Source organism: Acinetobacter boissieri, from assembly GCF_900096955.1.
GTDB classification, from domain to species: Bacteria; Pseudomonadota; Gammaproteobacteria; order Pseudomonadales; family Moraxellaceae; genus Acinetobacter; species Acinetobacter boissieri.
This window is the reverse complement of the sequence record NZ_FMYL01000001.1, coordinates 423,899-447,398: the sequence shown is the minus strand read 5'-3', so window position 1 is coordinate 447,398 and position 23,500 is coordinate 423,899. Positions and strand designations below refer to the sequence as shown.

The window sequence follows — 23,500 nt, the reverse complement described above, 5'->3', positions numbered from 1 at the left end:
AGTTTTGTTATAGTAAAGCGCATTAAAAATAGATCATTTAGGAAAAGATGATGTCTGATTTACCCCGTATTGGTGTTTTAGGTGCAGGCGGTCGCATGGGCCGTATTTTAATTCAAGCAGTACAACAGGCAGGCTATGTGTTAGCTGCTGCAGTTGAACGTCCTGAAAGCTCATTAATTGGTACAGATGCAGGCGAGTTAGCAGGTGTTGGTTCACTTGGTGTAAACGTTGTGGGTCAACTGGTAGATGTTTTACCACAACTCGATGTGGTGATTGATTTTACAGCACCAGCAGCCACCGAACAGCATTTAAAACTCTGCCGTGAAGCAGGTGTAGCAATGGTGATTGGTACAACGGGTTTTTCAGATCAGCAAAAGCAGTTATTGAGTGAGACTGCACAGTATATTCCTGTCGTTTATGCAGCGAATTACTCTGTGGGTGTAAATGTATCAATTAAATTATTAGAGCTTGCAGCAAAAGTGTTTGCTGACACTGTGGATATTGAAGTGATTGAAGCACATCACCGCCATAAAGTAGATGCGCCGTCAGGTACAGCACTGATGATGGGTGAAGCCATTGCAGACACTTTAGGGCGTGATTTGAAAAAAGTGGCTGTATATGGCCGAGAGGGTTATACAGGGCCACGTGACCGCCAGACCATTGGCTTTGAAACCATTCGTGGTGGTGATATTGTTGGTGAGCATACAGTGATGTTTATTGGTGAAGGTGAGCGGGTAGAAGTAACCCACAAAGCGACGAACCGTATGAATTTTGCATCTGGTGCTGTGCGTGCAGCAGCATGGGTAGTTGGCCGTGATGCCAAGCAATATGATATGAAAGATGTACTTGATTTAAATAAGCCGCTGCTTTAATGGTTTTTGCCTTGTACTTTAGAGTGCAAGGTATGTTATTTTTTATACAATTTTTATTTATAAATGTACTCGTCAATTCGTTGTCACAGTTGGTGGTTAAGCTAACGCCTAATATAAAACCAGCTTGAACAACAATCATGATCTTAAGAAACAATGTAGAGATTATCTCTGAGCAAGTGATACTGCGTGTGTTCACTGAATATGATGCAGAAGAAGCATTCGAAGCAATTACCCCTAACTTGGCTAAGTTTATGAGTTGGGAGCCACCTAAAGACCTCTATGATTTTGAAAAAGTATGGCGTGCATGGGCTGATCATTTAAAAAAGGGTTCAGAAATTGTATTTGCTGTGCGTGACCGTAAAAATAATGAGTTTTTAGGTTTAGTTGGACTACACCGTATTTTAATCGACCCACGTATAGGCGTGTGGATTAAAGAAAAACGCCATAGCCAAGGTTACGGGACTGCAGCTGTACAAGCTTTAATGGAGTGGGCATCTTTAGAGTTAGAAATAGATCAGTTTACCTACCTTGTGGCAGATGAAAACATTGCCAGTCAAAAAATTGTGATTGCTCTTGGTGGTATTAAAAATGGCTACACCTTATGTTCAAAATATAATGCACAAATTTATAAAATTATTTACCCGGCAACCCGTGTCTGCGCTTAGTGACGTGATGTAAATACTAAGCTTAAAATAGAATATGAGATTTGAGATCGGCAATTTTATTGCAATAGGTTCGTTTTTTTACAATATTAAAAAACAGGTGCACTTTACGATAAGTTTTTTTATTCGTATTGGACGTGAACATGAAAGCTGTTTTTGTATTTTTAACAGTAGATCATATTGAAGATGTAGATAACTTTAAAAGTATTACCACGCAGTCTATGACCCTGACGACAGTAGGTGTAACCACATATGAAGATGCAGTGAAGCAAATAGAAAAACTGATTGCACAAGGTTATACCACCATTGAGTTATGTGCTGGTTTTGGTACTAAAGGTGTTGCAATGATTCAAAATATTATTCCAAAGGGTGTATATTTAGGCGTAGTTCGGTTTGATATACATCCGCAACTGCACATGCAAAGTGGAGATGCATTTTTCTAAATGTCACGTGATGGGTAATTTTTTGAACAGACCTTATTTCTTTTACCCGTCTACTGAGTTTGCTAAATATATTAGTCGGTATTGGTATTGCCAGCATATTTACTTTATGCCTGTACTCCCACCAGGTTCAGGTTGTGAATTATTTATGTTTAGCAAAAAAGTAATGGTTTTTGATGAGTCAGAGCCATATAAAGCTGAATATGTCGATAGTGTCTTGGTCAGACCAAGGCATGCACCTATTCGATTTGTATGTGATGAGCCGATTAGCTTCATTTCCATCCGTTTTCGTTTAGGCAGTATTAATTATTTTACGCATTATTTAGAAAGTGACTATCAAACATTAATGAGCCCCTATGATCTTTGGGGTCAATCTTTTTATCGGTTGCGTGAAAGTATATTAAATACAAATATAATGTCTGAAAAAACAAGAATGATTGAAGATTTTTTACGACATGCGATGACATCTTTTTTTACCGCTAAGGTTGATTTAGCAAAGTTTTTTTTAGATGAAATGTACTATAACCCTAATCATTTATCATTGTCAGATATCGTACATCATAGTGGCTATAGTGATAGACATTTACAAAAAACGGTCAAGCTTGTTACAGGTCTAACATTAATACAAGCCAAAAAACTGATCCGATTTGAGCATGCAGTTAAGAAATTATTTTTTGGAGGCATGTGTGATACAAGTAAGACATATCTAGATGATTACTATGATCAATCGCACTTTATTAAAGACTTTAATGGTTTTACAGGGATGTCTCCAAAAAGCTTTCTGGCAGACCATCAAGACAGTGCGATGTTTTATAAAAAAATGGCTTTAAACCACGAAAAATAAGACCGATTTATGAGCTAGACACATTTTATAGCGATTAATAAGTGAGTTCGTATTTTTACAATACACGTCTTTATTAGATCTACTATATTTTCATCTTATAATTCACTCTGAGATATGCCATGAAAATAGGCTCTGTTGCAAAAGGTTTAACCTTATTTATAGCGATGGGTATGACTCATATTGCGTCCGCGCATGAAAATACCGAATCTGCCAAAGTAGATGTTTTGATAAAAACACAGCATGCTTGGGACGGTTCAGCGTATAAAGAATACCCGCATGGTCAGCCTGAAGTATCAGTACTCAAATTTAATTTAAAGCCTAACTCTGTACTTCCATGGCACGAGCATCCGTACCCAAATGCAGGGTATGTGCTCAGTGGCACGCTCACCATCCAAGACAAGTCAGGACATAGCCAAACATACCAACAAGGTCAAGGGTTTGCTGAGTCGGTAAACCATGTACATCGAGGTATTACGGGGCCTGATGGTGCAGTATTAATTGTGGTGTATTCAGGGGTTAAGGATGTACCCCCTTCAATATCGGAACCTGGCGAAAAACCTGAGTTTTAATGTTATAAAAATAGGAGAAGTTGTATGAGTTTAGTCAATATATTAGCAACAATTAAATTTCCTGAGCATAAAAAAGATCAAGCAAAGCAAAAGCTTACAGATATTTTACAGCCATCAAGAGATGAGGCTGGAAATATTTCATATGTGCTTTTTGAATACAAAACACAACCAAATTGTTTTGTTTTTCAAGAAGTTTGGGAAAGTGAACATGCCTTTGAAATACATCAAAAAACAGCACATTTTTTATCACTTTTAGATTATTTAAAAGCACATGCCGAATCAGTTGATATTCAACAACTTCATAGTATAGATACTGAATAATATAGGTGTAGCAATGAGTAAAATTTATCAGTTTTCTTCGATTGGTGCTTTAATGTCTGGTTATTTTCAGCCAGATAAAGATGTGTATGCGGTCTGTAATTGCTCAAGTATAGGTTTAGGGTGCTCAGAGCAACTTAATGCTGAAGTCACTATTTTGGATGGTCTTGTATATACTGCCACAGCAGGGCAACCGATTACACAGCAAGCATCGCCCTTTTATACTCCATTTTATCAGGTCACAGATTTTACTCAATTTAAAGAGCATGCATTACTGAGTGTGACTCAAGATACATTAGAGCAAGCACTTAAAAGCCTTATAGTACTGAATAATCACTTTGTTGCTATTCGTATTTTAGGCACATTTAAAAATGTGACTTTAAGACGACCACAAGCTTCTGAAACACAGCGAAGTATTCAAGAGGTTTCAGAAAATCAGCAAGTTGATACATATCACAATCTAAATGGCAGTTTAATTGGATTTTGGACACCAGAAATCTTTGGTAGAATTTCTGTACCTGGCTTCCATTTGCACTTTTTAAGTCATGATCAATCGATGAGTGGGCACGTACTTTCGTATGAAACATCATCTGTGACTTTGCAATTTGAAGAAAAATATAATATAGAGATTACTCATCCAAAAAGTCATGAGTTTTCTCATTTAGACATTGACTTAAAGTCTTTAGATCAGATGATTGAGCAGGTTGAGAAGTAAGTGTTTTGAGTAAATTATTTTCAAAAAGGCTTAGGCATATTAAAAAGTGCTAAGCCTTTTTTTAATATAGATTAGATCGTTTTTTGCATGACATAAGCACATGGTTTTTGATGTTCGTATAGGGTTTCTGTACAGACAAAACCAGAATTTTTATAAAAATTGGCAGCTGTTAGGGTAGATTCAACATGTAATGTATTAATCTGTAAGGTATTTAAATGTGTAGTTGCTGTATGAAGTAAGGCTGAACCAATGCCATGTCCTTGATGCTTGGGTGATACGTAATTTAAAAAAATGTAGCCTGATGCTGAAAATAGAATAAAACCTTGCACGCGATTATCTATTTTATAGCTGTAGCCAATATGTTGTTGTAGCCACATTTTAAGTTGGTCTGAGGTTTTATTACTGAGCCATGCTTCAATCTTTTTAGGCTCATTTTGATGGTCTGCCACACACGATAAAATACTCTGTTCAATCACAGCTAAAATGTCTTGGTGGTCTTTAAAATCTGCAAGTTCAATCATAGTATTTATATTTGTAGTCTGTGGTTTGATTGAATGTAGCAAAGATAGATTTTATTTGTCTAGAGATTGTTGTGCCAACCAACAATGTTGATCATGACTACTGACCATGCCAGTGGCTTGCATAAATGCATAACAAATGGTTGGTCCTACAAATTTAAAGCCCTGTTTTTTGAGTGCTTTAGACATTTTATGACTGTGTTCAGAGACACTTATTGGCTGGTTGATATATTGCGTTTGATGATCAACAAAAGACCATAGCCATGCAGAAACATTGGCTTCTGTACGTTTGAGCTGTTGCCATGCAATGGCATTGTCTCGAATGGCTTTAAGTTTCCCCAAGTGACGAATGAGCCCAACGTCAGTACATTTTTGTAGAATTTCTTGGTCGCTCAATGTAGCGATATGAGCAATAGGATACTGGAAAAAATGTGCTCTATAGCAGGCGCGTTTTTTTAATACCGTGAACCAAGATAATCCCGCTTGTTGTCCTTCTAAGCATAATTGCTCAAAGAGGGCATGTTCGTCATGTATCGGCTTTCCCCATTCAACATCATGGTAATGCATATAGAATGGGTCTGCTGTACACCATGCGCAGCGGGTTTTATCTGTCATTGTTTAAGCCAATGGTTCAAAGAGTTGCCATGCATCATGTTTGGTATCCCAAAAAAACAGTTGCGCTTGTTTGAGTTCAGGGATAGACAGAGAAACGTCTTTACCCACTTTGTCATTATAGCCTGTGCTAATCACTAAACCATCTTCTGATACTTCCATAACCCAACCTTGATAGGTCATATGTTCAAGTTGGATTTTTTGCTGGTTTCCTGCTTCTGCAAAAGAAATCAGGTGTTGTAAAAATTGATCTGACATTAGCGTCTACCATATAAATAAAAGTAAGGGTTTACAGCGCCACGGCCTTTTCCATCGAGGTAAATGCCGTAGTGTAGGTGACTCACAGTATGTTTTGCATTGCCCGTATTGCCTACAGTACCAATACGTTGACCTACTTTAATTTGTTGCCCGACATAGAGGCCACGTGCAAGTGTATCTAAGTGTGCATAGTAATGCCATGAACCTGCCGGACCAATGATCCAAACTACAGTACCACCCAGTGTATTTGGTTTTAAACTTGCAATAACGCCGTTGGTGGTACTACTGACAGATGTTCCACGTGGAGCAATAATATCAATACCATCATGTTTGCGTCCATGACTCCGAGCAACGCCCCATGTATCAGACAATTGTTTTTGACTGATGCCCTGAACTGGAATGGGAAGCATAGGGCCGAGTGGTTGTGCTTTAAGTTGAGTAATGATAGGTGTTGGTAAAGGTGTTATTTTCTGATGCGTGCTACACGATGCCAATGTAAAACTGATAAAAACACAGCTCATGCTAAATAAAATGTTTGAAAGTAACTTTTTATTTAGCATGAGTTTTGTTCCTGATAACAATCGATCAGTTTTTGCATGGCGGTGGGTATGCCTTTGCTGATGGCTTCTGCTTGCGACAGCCATTCACCTTGTAAAGTATTTAAGTTTTGAGCTTGTGTAGTATCAACAATATAAGCCTGTAGATGCCATGTAAAATGTGTAAACTGATGTTTTATTTTCAATGGTGTGCTGAGATTCGCTGTAAGTCCCATGGTATTTAACTGAGCGGTGAGGATATCTTCAGTATCAAAAATAGGTAAACACCATAAGCCACCCCAAAGGCCTGTATTGTCACGTTGTTGCCAGAACCAATCGTCATTTTGTTTTAAACAGAGTACAAACCCTGTTCTTTCTGGGACTGCCTTTTTCGGTTTTTTAAATGGAATATAAGCCTGAGTGCCTTGCGTATATGCTTGGCAATGGGGTTGCATGGGGCAGTATAAACACAGTGGTTTTTTTGGGGTACAAATGGTTGCCCCTAAGTCCATAATGGCTTGCGTGTAGTCATGGTTACGCTCTGTTGGGCATAACTTAGTTGCAATGTGCCACATGTTTTTATCGTGCACAGATTTGGTTAAATCATCAGTAATTGCAAAGAAGCGTGCAAGTACTCGTTTCACATTGCCATCTAAAATCACGCCATATTTGCGCAACCCCAAAGACATGAGTGCCCCTGCAGTAGAAGGGCCAATGCCGGGCAGTTCAATCCAACCCTCTAGTGTTTGTGGAAAATTTCCGCCGTGTTGAACGATTTGAATGGCAGCTTTATGTAAATTTCTTGCCCGTGCGTAGTAACCAAGCCCTGCCCAATAGGGAGCAACATCGTCCCAATTGGCTTGCCCAAGGCTGTTTACATTGGGAAAACGTGTAATGAAACGATCAAAATATTTGAGTACTGTTTTGACTTGGGTCTGCTGTAGCATGATTTCAGATACCCATACTTTGTATGGGTCATCTGCAACTTGCCACGGCAAATCGTGGCGACCATGTTGGTCAAACCATGTAAGAAGTGCATCTGAAAACTGGAATGATGGCATAGTGGCTGTCATTAAAAATCTATACAGATTATAAAGCAATTTACCACTGTGTTACATCACCAGTAGATTATCTAGGACCACCATGTGGGGCATACAGTGCGCCCATTAATATAGAAGTAATCACACCTGTAGCGACAGATGTCAGTACATAATTACCATCTATGTAGTGCCAGCGATGCCCTCTAGGTGGTGGCGGTAAGCCTCGCTCGTGCCAGTCTTGTACCATGTCATCATTGTGCTGAAAACGTGGTGGGAGGGGCTGACCTCGTTGCCAATCTTGAGATGGCATTTGATGTGGAGGCATGGGTCTTTCTTGGTACATAGGTGGTGGCTCTGGTGGGCCATCGTACTCACCAAATGGCTCGGCATGGCTGGTAATACTTACACTGGCTAAAATGAGTATGCTACTAATAAATGCAGTTTTTTTCATACTATGCCACTCTTCAAAAAATATAGATCTATTAAAGGATATAGCCATATAAAAATCATGAATGCTGTGTAAGGCTTAATTTATGTTTTGATGCTGATCTGTAGCGAGACTGGTTTAATTTTATTTTAAATTGCGAGGTTTATATATTAGACCTGACCATCAAGCTGTGATGAATCTATAGATGACGATAAAAAAGATAGGCTTTGTTTTGACGTTACTTGGGCTATGTTTACCGACACTGACTCAGGCAATGGATTGTGCAGTCATGCCATATATTCAATATAGTGCGCTTGTTTCAAGCGTGAGTCATAATGCACAGCGCCAGCCACATGCATTGTCTTATTTACATACCGAAGGTACTTTGCCCAATGCACCACATTACCATGACTATATCGAAAGTCGCTTTGATCTGACTCTTATGCATCATGCTGCTTTGGCGTGGACGTTAGGTATACAACCCAAAGCAACCTTAGCCATGGCAAAAGCTTATATTTTGACATGGGTGGATACTTATCAGCCCTCTTATAACCCGATTGATGAAAGTAGTTTTGCTTTACTTATCGATAGCTATGGCATGTTGCGTCAGCAATTTACAGTCAGTGAGAAACAGCATATAGATGAGTATTTAAATCGTTGGGCGCAAGGCTATATTGAGCGTATGGCTAAATCATCTGTAAAAGGCACATGGATTAACAATTGGAACAGTTACCGTGTCGAGCTTGTGACCATGATTGCTTTTGTATTGCAAGATCCACAATTAATACTGCAAGCAAAAAGCCACTATCAACAACAGATTGAGCATAATATTGATGCTCAAGGTATCACCATTGACTATAAAAACAGAGATGCGATTCATTATGTGACTTATGATTTACAGCCACTACTCGTGAGTGCCTATATTGCACAGCGTTATGGGCAAAACTGGTATGACTGGCAAGCCCTAAATGGTGCATCATTGAAAAAAGCTATACAGTGGGCAGAGCCGTATACTTCTGGGAAAATACACCACCAAGAGTTTGCTCAAACACAGGTTAAATTTGACCAACAACGTGCAGCGTATGGCCTAGCCAATTATAGTGGTATGTACAACCCCAAAGAGTCTACCAATTATTATTGGCAACTGAGTTTAATCCAACCACAAGCATTGACACAGGCACAGCAGTTGAGTGTGTATGCACCGTTTAATTTAGTTTATGGTTGCTACGGCAGATCATAAAGCAATTTGCCATGGTGTATGTTGTAGCTTAAGAGCGGTTATCTATCTTTGCTATTGAGGGTTTATCAAACCTACTAGATATACTGCTTTAACTTATGCATAGTTTCAGAGAAGGTATATTTTTACGAATAACAGAAATAAGACAGCTTAAACTAACGCTGCCAAGGAACGACTTTTGTATTATCTTCATTTAGATCATATTCTGATCTAGCATCATCAATAGCACGAATATTTTCATTGGCCCATCGACCAAGGCCAGTCACTGACTCGGTAAGCGAATACCCTAATGTTGTTAACTCATACTCTACATGAGGTGGCATTACCGCAATTACTGTTCTTTTGACTAGACCATCACGCTCAAGTCCTCTTAAACAAAGCGTTAGCATTCTTTGTGATATTCCATTAATTGTACGTTTTATTTCAGAAAAACGTCGGGGTTTCTCTGATAAAAACATGATGATAAGAATACTCCACTTGTCACCAACACGAGCCAATACCTGACTTATTTTTTTGCAATCTGCTGTCTGTAGATCATACCCATTCGCTACATTTTTAATCTCTAGTTTCATGTATGTGCCTTATTGTACGTCATGTGTTTTGCAGTTAAATTGATATACCTAGTCACATTATTATACCTAAACGATAGCTTATTAATATGTGAATATATAATTTTATTTGATGTATTACGCATACTGATTATTTTACTAAAAATGAATTTAGGAGTACTCATACAATGAATCATGACGTGGTTTCTCTACATTTAGTCCCTGAGGGTAAGGTTAAAATTTTTGCTTGGTTTTTACGAATTTTTCTGGCACTTGCTTTCATATCGGCTGGCTGTGCCAAGCTTGCTGGTGTGCCAATGATGATCAGTGTTTTTGATCAAATTGGAATAGGTCAATGGTTTCGTTTTTTCACAGGTACCATTGAAATTATATGTGGTATAGGCCTTTTCATACAAAGGACAACTGCTTTTGCGAGTACATTGCTGGCGATAACGATGATATGTGCAGTTTTCACACATTTGTTTTTGATAGGAGGCAATCCTGCTCCAGCGGTAATATTACTTATGATTGCGATCTCAATATCTTGGTTATACCGACATAGCTTTAAAAAACTAATTTAGGAGCACTAAAATGTCTAATCAGCGTTTTTCTCAGCGTTCTATTATACAACGTACATTTGGTTCTACACATGGTTATATCACTCGACTAATGAGTCCTTCTGACTTGGGTCAAATCGTCAAACCTTTTGTATTTTTAGATATTTTTTCCCTAAATTTACGTGATGGAAACCCTTTGGATAATATGCCCTTACATCCTCATTCTGGTATAGCAACAATAACTGTGATTACAGAGGGGAAAGTACACTATGATGACCCTCATAGTGGTTCTGGGTCATTAACATATGGTGGTGTTGAGTGGTCATGTGCTGGTGGAGGCATGTGGCATGGTAAGGAGTTGTCGGTAAATACGGGTGTCCCGTATATTCAAGGCTTTCAGCTTTGGATTGCTTTGCCAAGAGAAGTCGAAAATGGTCTTTCTGAAAGTCACTATATTGAAGCCAAGAATATGCACAGAACTGGTCCAGCATTCATTATATTAGGGAGTTATGAGGGTGTGCAAAGCCCAGTTCCAGCGCCTAAAGGTATGAACTATTTACTGGTTACATTATCTGCTGGTGAGATTTGGACCTATCAGCCACCTTTAGGACATAGTGTCGCGTGGCTGGCTGTTGCCACAGGACAACTGTCTACAGGTGAGGATTCTCTAGTAAATGCTGGTGAAATGGTCATATTTGAACAAGGAGAAACACCTCTTACACTGAAAACTTCCGGAAATGAAAAGGTCATTTTTGTATTAGGCTCTGCTGTCCCTCATCCTTATACATTACATTTGGGTAATTATTCAGTACATACATCTGCTCAAGCACTAAAATCAGGTGAGCAACGTATTTCGGAACTGGGTAAAAATTTACGTGAGGCAGAGCGTAAGAAGACTGCTTTGGGGATAATTCCTGTTTTTCGTTAACCAATAAGTGACTCATTTTTTGTGATATATGTGGTGCTAATGATTATAAAGTAATATGTTGATCGTTTGCTTTATATCATTGGCACGTGTTAAATCGAAACCATCGACCAAAAAACGGCTAATCAGACCTTCAATGAGCGTATAGATGAGCTCATATAAATGTGGTTGTTTTGCAATCAAGCAATGTTTTTCAATGAGTTGTTTAATCCATTGTTTATGCGCAATCGCAATTGTAAGAATGTCTTGCTCGTTACTTGATTCTGCAACTGCTCTCACAAATAAACAGCCTTTGAAATCTTGTTTTTGAAACCAAGAGATATGCCATTCAAAAATTTTATCAATTGCATCAATCCCTTCTGCAATGCCGATGTATTCAAATAAGCTGTGTTTGAATCTTTGATCTCGTGTTTGCAGTACAGATATGATTAACTGATTCTTATTTTTGAAATAGGTATACATGGTTGTTTTTGAACAACCTGATTCATCACGAATACAATCAACCCCAACACCGACAAAATTATTTTTATTAAATAGTCTTTCTGCTGTATCTAAAATTTTTAAAGCGGATTTTGACAAGCGTATGACTCCTTAAAATAAATAGTACAGATCTGTACTGATTTGAGCTTTGTATGTATTATAGGCTGAAAATAATAGGTCAAAGGATAAAATAATGCATACAATACTCAGTATAAAAGAAAAAATGAGGGCATCTCTTCAAATTGGTGACATGCTTACGGGACTCATTGGTGGAACGTGTAGTATTTTTACGTTGCTTTTATTATCGAAGACCGTTGGTCATCTTTATATTATGGCACCCTTTGGTGCGACCTGCGTACTTTTATATGCTGCATCAAAATCCCCACTTGCACAGCCAAAAAATATTATATTGGGTCATCTGATTTCTGCATTGATTGGCTTATTATTTTTAAAGTTTTTACCTATCTCAATGTTGAGTATTGCAATATCGGTCGGGTGTGCCATTGCTTTCATGCAATTGTTTAAATGTGTGCATCCACCAGCAGGAGCAAACCCATTAGTAATTTTATTGACTGCGCATACAACGCATTATGATTGGTTGTTTCTTATTTTTCCTGTGTTATCAGGCAGTGTGATATTGGTCATTATTTCTATGGCAATACATAAAGTGAAATACTATATAAAATGATAAAACTTTAATGAGATATTTTATAAAAATATAAGCTCATTAACTGATAATGATTATTGTTAAGATTTATTTAAGGTATTGTGTGTATTTTGTAATCAATTTTATAGCTTTGACAGTAAGTCATTATTTTTTATGAAAAAGACAATTTTATTTATTTCCATACTATCTTCACTTTCAGGGGCAGGGTATGCGGCACAAGTTGAATCATTGCCGACTATTCAAACAAAGGCTGATAAGCTCACGTTAAAGCAACAGATGACACAATCATCTACCGCCACTAAAGGTACATTGCCACTTAAAGATGTACCTCAAACAGTCAATGTGATTCCACAAGAGGTTTTAAAAGAGCAGGGTGTAACATCTATGCAAGGTGCTTTGCAAAATGTACCGGGTGTAGGCTTTAGTACTGGTGATGGCCAGCGTGATCAAGTATCTATTCGTGGTTTTAACTCTGTGTATGATAGTTATGTAGATGGATTCCGCGATGATGCAATGTACTATCGTGATTTATCAAATACAGACCGTATTGAAGTAGTAAAAGGCCCTGCATCGGTGTTATATGGCCGTGGTTCAGCAGGTGGTCTAATTAACCGTGTAACAAAAAAGCCAACGGCACAAACTGTACGTGAAGTGGCTTTGATAGGAAATACACTTGGCCAAAGACGTGCACAGATTGATATTAATCAACCTATTACCGACACAGTTAAAGCAAGACTGACAGGCGCCGTTGAGAATTCAGGTGGTTATCGTGATCATGCCTTTTTAGAGCGTCAAGCTGTTGCACCCTCTATATTGTGGGATATTTCAGATAAAACAAAACTGTTAGTACAAGCAGATTATTTACATGATAATCGTTTGGCTGATCAGGGTTTTCCACGTAATCCTGGTACAAATCAACCGCTAGCATTAAACCCTAAAGTTTATTTAGGACCTGCAAATGTAAAAGAAGCAGCCAATACGGATACAGAAGTAAAAAGTGCAACTGTTACTTTAGACCATCAATTTGATGATGTTTGGAAGTATCATGGTGTTGTACATGCATATACATACTCTTTAGACCGTCAATTGCCTGATTCAAAGTATGATAATAAAACGAATACACTCTCAATAAGCCAGAATCGTCGTTTTCGTAATGAAAAAGGGGTAGCTACACAACAAGAGATTTCTGGAAAGTTTAATACGGCAAGCATTGAACATAATGTCTTGGTCGGTGTAGAACTCAGTCATCAAAATAAAAATGATAAAGTTTTTGCCAGCTCTGTTTCATCTAACCTAGATATCAACAATATTGTTTTACCTGTATGGACGCCAGTGTCAACGGTCACGCCATCAACAATTAGCCAAAACAATAGCACCAATAAGGCACTTTATGTACAAGATCTAATGAGTTTGAGTGAGCAACTCAAAATGCTCGTTGGTGCAAGATATGATATTTTGGATCAGAAGCGTTCGACATTTGTTCAGAAAACAAACAAAATGACACCTTATAATCGTACTGATTATAAAGTTTCACCACGTATTGGCCTTGTTTATGAGCCAGTTGATAACTTATCTTTATATGCTTCTTATAATCAATCATTTCAACCATTATCAGATGCACTTGCTGTATATAATAATTTATCTAGCTTACAACCTACGCAAACGAAGAGTTATGAAGTGGGTGCAAAATGGGACATCACACCAGATTATAATGTGTCATTGTCTATATTTAATACAACACAAAATAATATATTACAAGCAGACCCATCTAACTCTCAAGTCGCTGTTGTTGCAGGTGAACAACGTACAAAAGGTTTTGAGATATCAACTGTTGGGCAAATTACCAATAAATTATCGGTGTTGGCGGGTTACGCATATCTTGATTCTAAAATTACGAAGTCTGTATTATCAGCAGTGCCTGTTGGTAATACAGCAGCATTATCTCCAACAAGTGCAGCGAATATATGGGTTAAATATACGTTCGATGATAATTGGTATGCTGCAATTGGTGGTCGAGCGCAAACGAGTCAATATGCATCTTCTGCAAATAAGTTAAAATTACCGGGTTATACTGTTGCGAATGCCTCTGTTGGCTATAACACTGAGCATTATGATATTGGCTTAAATATTAATAATATTTTTGATCGTCATTATTTTGCATCAGCACATGGTTTATCTGATCAAGGTGCATTGATTGGTAACCCAGTAAATGCACAGTTGAGCTTACGTTACCGTTTTTAATTCGTGCGATTGAGCTGTAAAAGAACAGGTTAAAATCATTTTAACCTGTTCTTATTTATATAAATATATGGTTTATTCTGAGTCAAAACGTTTTTTAAGCAGTTGCATGAGTACATCAAGGCTTTGTTGTTCGGCTATTGCATTATAGGCTAGATCTACGCCTGTTTTGACATGGCGCTCGTCTGATTTAGGGTTAGTAAAACCATGTTTTGCACCCTCTAAACGTAAAATTTGATAATCAACGTCAGCACCTTTTAACTCTTGCTCAATTGTATCAACATCTTCAGCAGGAATCATACTATCATCTATACCATGGCATACTAAAACATCTCCTTTAATCAAGCCAGCTTGAGCAGGATTTTCTGTTTTAAGCGTACCGTGAAAAGAGGCAATCACTTCAAGTGGTGCACCAATTCGAGCAAGTTCTAAAGCAACTTTTCCACCAAAGCAAAAACCAATCGCTGCAAGTTTTTTAGGGTCAACTTCAGGTTGGGCTGCAAGAGTAGCTAAAGCAGCCTGTGCACGATCAATTAAAGTATTGGGTTTTTCAAACACTTCATTCATATACGCACTGGCTTCTGTCGCTGACTCAGTCGATGCTTGGTTACCGTACATATCTATAGCTAAACAGGCATAACCTTGTGCAGCAAATTGCTTTGCACGATTGATCATATAGTCATCAAGTCCCCACCATTCGGGTCCAAGAATGAGGCCCGGCAGTGCTTGTGTCATTTCTGGTGCTGCAAAAAAACCAATCAGTGTTTTACCATCGTGTGCAGTATATTGAATCTCTCGAGTAATAATGTTTTGCATTTTTTTGCCTATGATAATGTGAAGTATAATGTGCTCAAATAATCGAGTTAGGTGCTCTATATAAAGACTCGCTTTGATCAAATCATAACTGAAAAAAATGAAGTACGTTGTAGGTGATGTTTTCTTGATGTAAAAAATTGTAAGGATTAAATTGAGACCTGATTTAGATGATCAATTTATGATGAAAACTACATGTTGTTTTGATATTATTTTGTGTATGTTTTGCGCTCTCAGTTCTGACCAAAATACCCATTAGATGCATGCTTTTGGGGCTGAATAAATATCATGAAAAATTTGTGATGTATTTGGTATAAATAAATTGATATCTAAAAATATTGATCCCATCTTTGTTGAATAATAAATCTCTTTCAGTATCCTTAAAATTTTTTCTCATTACCTTTATGTCTTACATCATCATGTCCAATTCAAAGAAAAATATCTTTTGAAATTGCCCATCAAATTACGAGTTATTTTCTATCAAAATTTGATACATATGAAATATTAATACCTAATGATATTTATCCAAATACAAATATGCTTAAGAAGTAGATATTGTTCTTTCTTGTTTAATTAATAAACTTTATAAGAATTATGAGTATTTTTATCGATTTATATAATAATTTCTTATTAAATAATGTTATTTATGTTAATTGTTTCACATAAATTTTATTATATGTATAATGTTTTGCTTTATTGGTATTTTTTGTACTATAATAGTGCATTTATAGAAAAATGTAATCTTTTGACAACTCTAAATATATTTTCTAAAGATATTAAAATATCATTTAATATAATTTAAATATTTTATAAGTATAATGATTCTTAATACTATTTGTTTTTTTTTAAATATCTTAGTGTTTGATAAATAATGATATAAAAATACAATTACACAATAAAAGTATAAGATTAAAATACAAATAATTATTTTTATATTTAATTTTTTTAAGAATAAATTAATATTTATGGCGGTTGTTGTTAATTTTTTTTCAAAAAAAATAACATATTATTAATTTAGAAAGAGATTATTTTTCAAACTCTTATCTAAAACTTAATTATTATGGAGAATACTAAATTGTTAAAGAAGAGCAAAATAACACTCATTTTAGTTTCAGCTTTTTTATTGGGGAGTACTACAACTTTTGCAGAAGATTTGGTTAATTATGATGGGAAACCAGCACAAAAAATAATTTATCCAATCAATGGAAAGTCTGGTTTTGTATTTAATCAACTCAGTCAAGTTTTTACAGTAAATTCTCAAGGGTATAATACAATTATTGTAGACAGTAGCACTGCATTATCTAATGCTCAAATTTCACAAATTAAAAGTGCTTTAGAACAAGGTATTACAATTATTATTGATGCAAAAGCTCAGATGGGCACAGCACAGGCTGTAGCACAAAAAATTGCCGGATTTTCAGTAAATGCAGAAGCAATTATGATTAAAAAAAGTACGGATAGTTCAGGTGGCTATGATGTAACTCCAGTCTCAAGTGCCTACAGTAGTTCTAAGACAAGTACGGATGATGGGACTACTCGAGTATCCAATACAGTTAATAATGTGTTCGGTCTATAATAAGGAAATAAAAATGAAGATTAAACATATTGTATTATCTGTTTTAGCAATCACTTCTACACACATTTTTGCTGATGAATGTAAATATCCAAATAATGAACCACTATTAATAGACGATGGGTCACAAAGAATTATACAACAACAAGCTCGTAATACTTGGGATGACTGGATTTGGCGTGGTCAAGCATTTAAATGCCCATCTACTGGTACACAGAGCTGTATGTATCAATGGAGTCAAGCTCAAACAACAGGCTATAGTTGGGCTGTAGGCGGAACTCTTAATTTTGATAAAATTCCTGTAATTGGAAAGTATATGCCTGCTAGTATTAATGGTAGTTATACTAGGAATAAAAGTTTGACCACAACATTTGGTTGGAATGTTACTTTACAGCCAGGTTATTCTGCAGAACCGATTCAGGTTGTGACACGTCGTTGGATGAAGGGGGTATACAAAGGTGTTTGGGTAAATGATGGCGGGCAATGTAATGGTGAAAGCAAATGGGCACCAAGTGTTCGTCCAAATCGAACAAGTATGTATAACTGGGATTCAAATCGTATTGCAACAAGTTGGTCCACTAATGCTGTAGTAAATACTTATGCAACTTACCATGTATATAAATAATATTTGTTTTTAAAAGCTGATTTAAAACCTTCTAATAGATTAATATTAGAAGGTTTTAAAATATTAAATTTAATTTTGGAAAAATAATAAACACAAATTTTCTTTTTAATTATCATGAGACAGCTTAAGACCCCTATCAAATCATTAAAAATACAATTTGAGAATAAGTTATTCAAAATTTTTGTAGTTAAGTTTAAGCAAGGATGTTCTATACGAGCGGTATAGTAGCCACGGGGCTTGGGATAAAAATACAATTTTAAATTAGAAAGAACGTATTGAAGTTCAATGAACCTGCCTACTGAAACCTTTTAAAATTGATAATGCTGCTATCGTGAAATCATCTAATTATTCATGCAGTTAAAAATACTAAGGGCTTATCTATGTTTGTTCTGTAATTTTTACTTGTATGTACTTTTTGCTAATATAAAAAACTATAAGAACTAAATTGAGATACTATCAATTCATGATAAAAACCATATGTTGTTTTGATATTAATTTAGGCATGTTTTTACGCCCTCATTTAATAATATACCTTTTTTCATTGGCCTTATGATTTGCATCATCAAGCATGAGCATTTCACCCTTACAGACTAAAAAATTGGTCATTTTATAGTTGTAGCAATTCTTTACCCCAATAAGACTAAGTCGATAAAATAGTATCAAAAGATACTTGTGCGAGTACTAGATACGTAAGCTTTAAAATGTTTCCTAACTGCTTTAACGTTGGTTTATTACTCATCGACAAAAGTTTATTTCTTCTAAAGGCTTATTCGCTTTTTTTGATTCTATACCCTCACTATTTATGGTTTAAATATCTAGTTTTGATTTTTTAAATTTTATTGATTTAATTATCTAAAAATATATAAAAGTGCAAACCAATTAACAAAAATATGTATAATATGTTTTTTGTTTTACTTAATATTAGACATGATATTTGAAGTTGATAATTTCTTAGAAAAAATAGGGTTTGGTTTTCAAAAAAGAGCCATTCATGCTCAATTTTCTAGTCCAATTTTAAATCCACAGCTTTTTATACAACGTATCGATGGCCACCATGAAATTAATAAAGGCCTGAGTTGTGAACTGATTTGTTTATCTATCAATCCTGCAATTGCATTAAAAGACTTTATTGGATGTCGTGTTGCAGTTGATCAAATTACAGATTTAGGTCAACTCTTTAGAACCACAGGAATTGTTGTTGAAGCCTCACAAGGACAACATGATGGCTCACTGAGTGTCTACAAACTAAAACTACAAGATGCGACTTCCCTGTGGCATAAGCGTCGCAATAGTCGCGTATTTATGAATAAATCTGTGCTAGATATTACACAGATCCTTTTTAAAGAATGGCAAGACAAGAGCCCGCTCTTTGCATCGAGTTTAATGCTTGATCTCAGTGTTTTGAGAAAAACCTATGATGTTCGCCCATTTACCATGCAAACATCGGTAGAAACAGAGTACGAGTTTCTGACCCGTTTGTGGCGTAGTGAAGCGATTAACTGGTTGATTGATGAAAGCCAAACCTTTGTATTACATAACAAAGACCCCATCCAAGCGCAGGTTCTACGCTTAATTGATGCCAATCCCCGGTTTAAATCCTTAGATCGTAAAATAATTCGTTTTCATCGTAGCGATGCGACAGAAACATTGGATACCATCACCAGTTTCACTGCATGCCGTCAGCTTCAACCCAGTAGTGTGCATGTGCAAAGATGGCAGCCTCAACATTTAGAACAAGAAGATGGGGCAGGATCTGTTTTATCTTTAGATGAACAAAGTGGTCAATATGACAATGCTACATTAAGTTTAGAAGATGCTTGGCAGATTAGCCCAGCATGGGTCGGTGACTTAAAGCAAGAAGATGGAGTAACACCAGCAAGCCATCAACAAGTAGATACATTAAATAGTCATTTATCTGACCAGAACAGATTAAAGTCAAAATACTTTACTGCACATAGCACTGTACGAGATGCACAGGTGGGCTATTGGTTTAAGCTGAATAATCATACTGAAATAGACTTACACAGAGATTCAGCGCAAGAGTTCTTGATTTTAAGTAAACACTTTTATAACCAAAATAACCTACCCAAAGATATTCAAAATCAAGCAAAAGAACTGCTTACATCGAGTCGTTGGCACAATAAAAATATAAAAGAAGATGAGCAGCGCCAAGGCAATACTTTAACACTCATCAGACGTGAGATTACCGTTGTTCCAGAATATCACCCAGAACAGCACAAACCGACAGTGCATGTGCAACGTGCTCAAGTTGTGGGCATTGAAGGTGAAGAGATTCATGTTGATGAATGGGGTCGGATTAAAGTTCGTTTTCTATTTAGTCGTGCCGAGGACAACGGCCATGACAGTGGTGCAGGAAGTAATCAGAATGATACCGACTCTGCATGGGTAGATGTGCTTACCCCTTGGGCAGGCGAGGGCTATGGTGCAAGATTTTTACCTCGTGTTGGTGAAATGGTGGTGATTGACTTCTTTGATGGCAATATTGACCGTCCATTTGTGACAGGACGACTGCATGAAGCACACCGTACACCGACTCAATTTGATCAGACAGGACAACTTCCAGACACTAAAAGTCTGAGTGGTATACGATCACAAGAGATTAACGGCTCGGGCTATAACCAACTTCGTTTTGATGATACACATGGACAAGTGAGCGCACAGCTTCAAAGTAGTCACGGGGTAAGCCAACTCAACCTTGGAAAATTGAGTGACCCTAAACAGAAAGCGAAGAGTAAAGATCGTGGCGAAGGATTTGAACTCAGAACCGATCACTGGGGGGCTGTACGCGCAGGAGAAGGGCTTTTAATTTCCACCTATAAACAACCACAAGCCATGGGCGATCATCTAGATGCGCAAGTGGTTAAACACCAAATTCATCAGAGTAAAGAACGCAGTCAGGAACTGAGCTCAACTGCAAAAAAACAGGAAACTGATGAAATTGAAACGATTGACCAATTAAAAGCATTTGCAGATCAGCTCGAAAAAGACGTTGCAAAATTTAATAAAGCCCTACTGGTTTTGAGTTCCCCTGACGGTATTAGACTCAGCACAGCACAAGATATACATCTGTGTGCCGATACCCAAATTAGCCAAACTGCTGGCGACAGCATCAATATGAGTACGCAAAATAATTTGATTGCACAGGCCCAAAATAAAATCAGTATGTTTGCCTGTGCACAGGGTATCAGTGCAAAAGCGGCGAAAGGCAACATTGATATTCATGCGCAAGATGGCATGCTTGAGCTGATTGCCAGAAAAATGATCAAGATGATTTCTACGGAAGATATTTTAGAGCTCATAAGTCCTAAGGGCATCTCATTAAAATCAGGTGGTTCAGAAGTTTCAATTTCCCCCAATGGCATTACTCTTAAAAGCGCACAAGTGATGAGGTATCACGCCATACAACATGATTTTAAGCCAAGCGAAAAAGTAGATACACAAATTCCTGAATTGCCAAAACAAGGACCACATGCCATTAACTTCTTATTTTCAGACTTAATGGGACGTGCACAACCCAATGCCAAAGTTGAGATTGTCAGTACCAAAACAAAAGAACCGATGTGGAAAGGTAAAACAGATGCCTCAGGGACAACCCCTCTTTCTGTGTTAGATGAAAAGCAAACGTATAAAGCGTTAGTTGGTTTTGATTATTGGGCAAGCGAGTTTGAGAGTGAAGAGCAGTATGTTGAAGATATAAAAGAGGACAATATTGAACTTGGTGAACATGAAGCACCTCAAATTGAAGAAAAAAATGATGAGATGATCGCCAATAAAGGACATAAAAATGACTGAATTCTATGCGGTAAAAAAAGGCGATACGCTTTGGGGCATTGCAAAACACTATAATATTCATGTCAGTGATTTAGCATCGATTAACCATTTGCAAGGCAATGCGGTTCATTATTTAAGATTAGGACAAAAAATTTATTTAAAAGCACACCCCAAAGACATCGCAACCTATGAAACGAAACTGGTCATTAAACTTCTTGATTTGGCCTTTAACCCCATTAATAAAGCGATATTAAGACTTGAATATGATAGTAAACAAGAAACCATTGAAGTACATGATGGGATCAGCAATGACATTTTTATTGAAGACCATTCAAAAGGTTTAAAAGTCTACTTTAAAAACTTAACAGGCGAATTTGACCTTGTTGCAAATCATAAAAAACTGAGTATTGGCAATAAAGTACTAAAGCTGACCTCTAGAAAAGTGCTTGTGGAGGGGAGTTACTATCCGAAAGAGGGCGTAGAGCATAAGTCTATAGGTTTAATTAACAACCACATTCGTAGAGCTGGGCGTGAGCTTGCGAAACATAACCACCATGCCCAAAAAAATACGCAGGCACCCACACCTCAAACACCACCTGTACAAACAGATGCAAAAATAGAGCCAAACGCAAATAAAAAACCAGAAGTGGCCAAAGCGCCCATTAAAATAGCACCGCCACCTAAACCCCCATTAGAAGCCCCTAAAATAGCAACGCCGTCACCGGTCAATGAACAAAAAAGAACAGATCAGGGCAACAGTACGCACGTGGTTGCGGTTCATTTTTCTGAAGGTAATTTTATTATTATTCCTGAAAATGAAAAATACCGAGGCTATATTTTTGCAGCAGCAAAGCGACACAACTTAACCCCACATTCTTTGGCGGCATTAATTAATGCTGAAGCTGCTAAATTAAATGATAGAGGAGAGTGGAATCCAAAATCCAAAGCACCGCCTCCGGGTACAGCAGCCGGTTTAACCCAGTTTTTAAGCGCGAGCTGGTTAGGCATGGCGGCCGATACCAATGCATTGGTTGGGCAATATGTTGCAGCGAAGTACCCAAATGTAAAACCCAAAGATTTATCAACGTTCTTTTCAAAGAACAGCCATATAAAACAAGAGGTTTTAGATTTAAGGTTTAACCCAGAGATGTCGATTGATGCTGCAGGGGCGTATGCCCGTGCCAATTTAAAGGGGCTACAAAAAGATGTACCTAGTGTGAGTCAACTACAAGATGCTGAAGCATTGGCAAAATTGGCTTACCTGTTACACCATGAAGGGTTAGCAGGTGCAAAAACGATTATTAAAGATAATCTGACTGAAAAAAGAGCGTACGAATTACTCAATACACAACTTGTATATAAGAATAAAAAAACGAAAGAGTTGGTGACTGAACGCAGAGATATTCTATTAAAGCGTTACCATAATGACCCCATTAAAGCCTATAAGTCATGGCTGATGGGGTATGTGAATGAGCATATCAATGTATATAAATTTTATCCAAAAGATGAAAATAATCAAATTATTTCTAGTTATTTAGATTGTGAAGAGGTGTTGGTACAGTTAAATCCACAGTACCAACGTGTGGGTGAGGCTGCGCCTTTACAACAAGCCAAAAGCACAGCGCAGGCTCAACCACACAGTCAGCCTACCGAGCCACCAAAGCAAGCCATACAGCCACAATCTACACAACCGAGTGGTGCAGTGGGCGGGGAGAATGGTTGGTTTGACCCTGTTAGTATGTGTAAATTAAGAACTAAACTTTTAAGCAGTGTTAAAGGCTCAACCTTTGGCATGGTGCGTAATGGCGGTAAACGAGCGCACCAAGGCATCGATTTAGAAGCAGAACCCGGCACAGATATTTTTGCGGTTTGTGGTGGTAGCATCCTAATGGCTGGGGACTCCGGTGGTGCTTATGGCAAAGTGATTGTTTTAAAAGTCAATGTGGCAGATTTACCGCCTAAGCATCAAGCGTATGCAAAAAAGATCGTAGGTAATCAGGAACAAATTTACTTTTTTTATGCGCATTTATCCAAAATAGATGTAGATACAACTAAAACTGTGCAAGCAGGGCAAAAACTCGGTCAAACCGGCTGTACAGGCAATGCGTCGAACATGCAACACATTGCAACAGGTGCGCATTTACATTTTGAAGTACGTATTACAAAAGAAAAGATGGGTGGATTAAACGGACGTATTGATCCGTTACCGTTTATCTCAAGCAAATTATTGTAAG

General features: G+C 37.3%; 25 protein-coding genes. 16 read left to right on the top strand and 9 right to left on the bottom strand.

From position 1 onward, the window contains the following. Nucleotides 1-50 precede the first annotated feature (50 nt). From dapB to BLS38_RS02050, 7 genes are all read left to right on the top strand, one after another. A complete protein-coding gene (gene dapB, locus BLS38_RS02080; protein WP_092746665.1) occupies nt 51-872 on the top strand; it encodes a 4-hydroxy-tetrahydrodipicolinate reductase in 822 nt (273 codons plus the stop codon). Nucleotides 873-1,009: 137 nt separating this feature from the next. Next, a complete protein-coding gene (locus BLS38_RS02075; RefSeq protein WP_092746664.1) occupies nt 1,010-1,537 on the top strand; it encodes a GNAT family N-acetyltransferase in 528 nt (175 codons plus the stop codon). A 140-nt stretch (nt 1,538-1,677) separates the two neighbouring features. Continuing rightward, nucleotides 1,678-1,977: a DUF6506 family protein gene (locus BLS38_RS02070; protein WP_092746663.1), complete on the top strand. Its 300-nt coding sequence runs from the start codon at nt 1,678-1,680 to the stop codon at nt 1,975-1,977. Nucleotides 1,978-1,999: 22 nt separating this feature from the next. Further along, complete coding sequence (locus BLS38_RS02065; RefSeq protein WP_171258509.1) at nt 2,000-2,818, top strand: helix-turn-helix domain-containing protein; 819 nt, start codon at nt 2,000-2,002, stop codon at nt 2,816-2,818. Nucleotides 2,819-2,937: 119 nt separating this feature from the next. Further along, entirely contained in the window at nt 2,938-3,387 is a 450-nt protein-coding gene (locus BLS38_RS02060; protein WP_092746661.1) for a cupin domain-containing protein, read from the top strand. Between the two features lie 24 nt (nt 3,388-3,411). After that, nucleotides 3,412-3,708, top strand: a complete 297-nt coding sequence (locus BLS38_RS02055; RefSeq protein ID WP_092746660.1) for a putative quinol monooxygenase — start codon at nt 3,412-3,414, stop codon at nt 3,706-3,708. A 13-nt stretch (nt 3,709-3,721) separates the two neighbouring features. After that, nucleotides 3,722-4,420 (top strand): acetolactate decarboxylase, encoded by a 699-nt coding sequence (locus BLS38_RS02050; protein ID WP_092746659.1) that lies wholly within the window; start codon nt 3,722-3,724, stop codon nt 4,418-4,420. 71 nt (nt 4,421-4,491) lie between these two features. Here the strand turns inward: BLS38_RS02050 and BLS38_RS02045 are convergent, their stop codons facing one another. From BLS38_RS02045 to BLS38_RS02020, 6 genes are all read right to left on the bottom strand, one after another. Further along, nucleotides 4,492-4,941, bottom strand: a complete 450-nt coding sequence (locus BLS38_RS02045) for a GNAT family N-acetyltransferase (RefSeq protein ID WP_092746658.1) — start codon at nt 4,939-4,941, stop codon at nt 4,492-4,494. A 51-nt stretch (nt 4,942-4,992) separates the two neighbouring features. Then, the gene (locus tag BLS38_RS02040) at nt 4,993-5,553 is read right to left on the bottom strand and encodes a DNA-3-methyladenine glycosylase I (protein ID WP_092746657.1); all 561 of its coding nucleotides are present in this window, start codon (nt 5,551-5,553) and stop codon (nt 4,993-4,995) included. Nucleotides 5,554-5,556: 3 nt separating this feature from the next. After that, entirely contained in the window at nt 5,557-5,808 is a 252-nt protein-coding gene (locus tag BLS38_RS02035; RefSeq protein WP_092746656.1) for a hypothetical protein, read from the bottom strand. Continuing rightward, nucleotides 5,808-6,329 (bottom strand): M23 family metallopeptidase, encoded by a 522-nt coding sequence (locus BLS38_RS02030; RefSeq protein WP_092746705.1) that lies wholly within the window; start codon nt 6,327-6,329, stop codon nt 5,808-5,810. The genes BLS38_RS02035 and BLS38_RS02030 overlap by 1 nt, the downstream gene beginning before the upstream one ends. 32 nt (nt 6,330-6,361) lie before the next feature. Beyond that, nucleotides 6,362-7,405, bottom strand: coding sequence for an A/G-specific adenine glycosylase (mutY, locus tag BLS38_RS02025; protein WP_092746655.1), 1,044 nt, complete (start codon nt 7,403-7,405; stop codon nt 6,362-6,364). Nucleotides 7,406-7,472: 67 nt separating this feature from the next. Continuing rightward, nucleotides 7,473-7,835, bottom strand: coding sequence for an RcnB family protein (locus BLS38_RS02020; protein ID WP_244518120.1), 363 nt, complete (start codon nt 7,833-7,835; stop codon nt 7,473-7,475). 181 nt (nt 7,836-8,016) lie between these two features. Here BLS38_RS02020 and BLS38_RS02015 point away from each other — a divergent pair, with 181 nt between their 5' ends. After that, nucleotides 8,017-9,051, top strand: coding sequence for an alginate lyase family protein (locus tag BLS38_RS02015; RefSeq protein WP_092746653.1), 1,035 nt, complete (start codon nt 8,017-8,019; stop codon nt 9,049-9,051). A gap of 152 nt (nt 9,052-9,203) precedes the next feature. Here the strand turns inward: BLS38_RS02015 and BLS38_RS02010 are convergent, their stop codons facing one another. Then, nucleotides 9,204-9,620, bottom strand: coding sequence for a winged helix-turn-helix transcriptional regulator (locus tag BLS38_RS02010; protein WP_092746652.1), 417 nt, complete (start codon nt 9,618-9,620; stop codon nt 9,204-9,206). A gap of 164 nt (nt 9,621-9,784) precedes the next feature. On the opposite strand from BLS38_RS02010, the gene BLS38_RS02005 reads away from it, so the two are divergent. Continuing rightward, a complete protein-coding gene (locus BLS38_RS02005) occupies nt 9,785-10,177 on the top strand; it encodes a DoxX family protein (protein ID WP_092746651.1) in 393 nt (130 codons plus the stop codon). A 10-nt stretch (nt 10,178-10,187) separates the two neighbouring features. Beyond that, a complete protein-coding gene (locus tag BLS38_RS02000) occupies nt 10,188-11,081 on the top strand; it encodes a pirin family protein (RefSeq protein ID WP_092746650.1) in 894 nt (297 codons plus the stop codon). A 36-nt stretch (nt 11,082-11,117) separates the two neighbouring features. Here BLS38_RS02000 and BLS38_RS01995 read toward each other — a convergent pair whose 3' ends face one another. After that, a complete protein-coding gene (locus tag BLS38_RS01995) occupies nt 11,118-11,657 on the bottom strand; it encodes a TetR/AcrR family transcriptional regulator (protein ID WP_092746649.1) in 540 nt (179 codons plus the stop codon). A gap of 94 nt (nt 11,658-11,751) precedes the next feature. On the opposite strand from BLS38_RS01995, the gene BLS38_RS01990 reads away from it, so the two are divergent. Further along, nucleotides 11,752-12,246: an HPP family protein gene (locus BLS38_RS01990; RefSeq protein WP_092746648.1), complete on the top strand. Its 495-nt coding sequence runs from the start codon at nt 11,752-11,754 to the stop codon at nt 12,244-12,246. A 132-nt stretch (nt 12,247-12,378) separates the two neighbouring features. Beyond that, the gene (locus BLS38_RS01985; RefSeq protein ID WP_092746647.1) at nt 12,379-14,466 is read left to right on the top strand and encodes a TonB-dependent receptor; all 2,088 of its coding nucleotides are present in this window, start codon (nt 12,379-12,381) and stop codon (nt 14,464-14,466) included. Nucleotides 14,467-14,538: 72 nt separating this feature from the next. On the opposite strand, the gene BLS38_RS01980 is transcribed toward BLS38_RS01985, so the two are convergent. Continuing rightward, nucleotides 14,539-15,279 (bottom strand): dienelactone hydrolase family protein, encoded by a 741-nt coding sequence (locus BLS38_RS01980; protein ID WP_092746646.1) that lies wholly within the window; start codon nt 15,277-15,279, stop codon nt 14,539-14,541. Between the two features lie 1,072 nt (nt 15,280-16,351). Here BLS38_RS01980 and BLS38_RS01975 point away from each other — a divergent pair. The 4 genes from BLS38_RS01975 to BLS38_RS01960 all read left to right on the top strand — a co-directional run bounded on the left by BLS38_RS01975 (nt 16,352) and on the right by BLS38_RS01960 (nt 23,499). After that, nucleotides 16,352-16,852, top strand: a complete 501-nt coding sequence (locus tag BLS38_RS01975; protein WP_092746645.1) for a hypothetical protein — start codon at nt 16,352-16,354, stop codon at nt 16,850-16,852. A 13-nt stretch (nt 16,853-16,865) separates the two neighbouring features. Then, nucleotides 16,866-17,474, top strand: coding sequence for a hypothetical protein (locus BLS38_RS01970; protein ID WP_092746644.1), 609 nt, complete (start codon nt 16,866-16,868; stop codon nt 17,472-17,474). Between the two features lie 927 nt (nt 17,475-18,401). Continuing rightward, a complete protein-coding gene (locus tag BLS38_RS01965) occupies nt 18,402-21,287 on the top strand; it encodes a type VI secretion system Vgr family protein (RefSeq protein WP_092746643.1) in 2,886 nt (961 codons plus the stop codon). Then, complete coding sequence (locus BLS38_RS01960) at nt 21,280-23,499, top strand: LysM peptidoglycan-binding domain-containing M23 family metallopeptidase (protein WP_092746642.1); 2,220 nt, start codon at nt 21,280-21,282, stop codon at nt 23,497-23,499. The genes BLS38_RS01965 and BLS38_RS01960 overlap by 8 nt, the downstream gene beginning before the upstream one ends. Nucleotide 23,500: the final 1 nt, after the last annotated feature.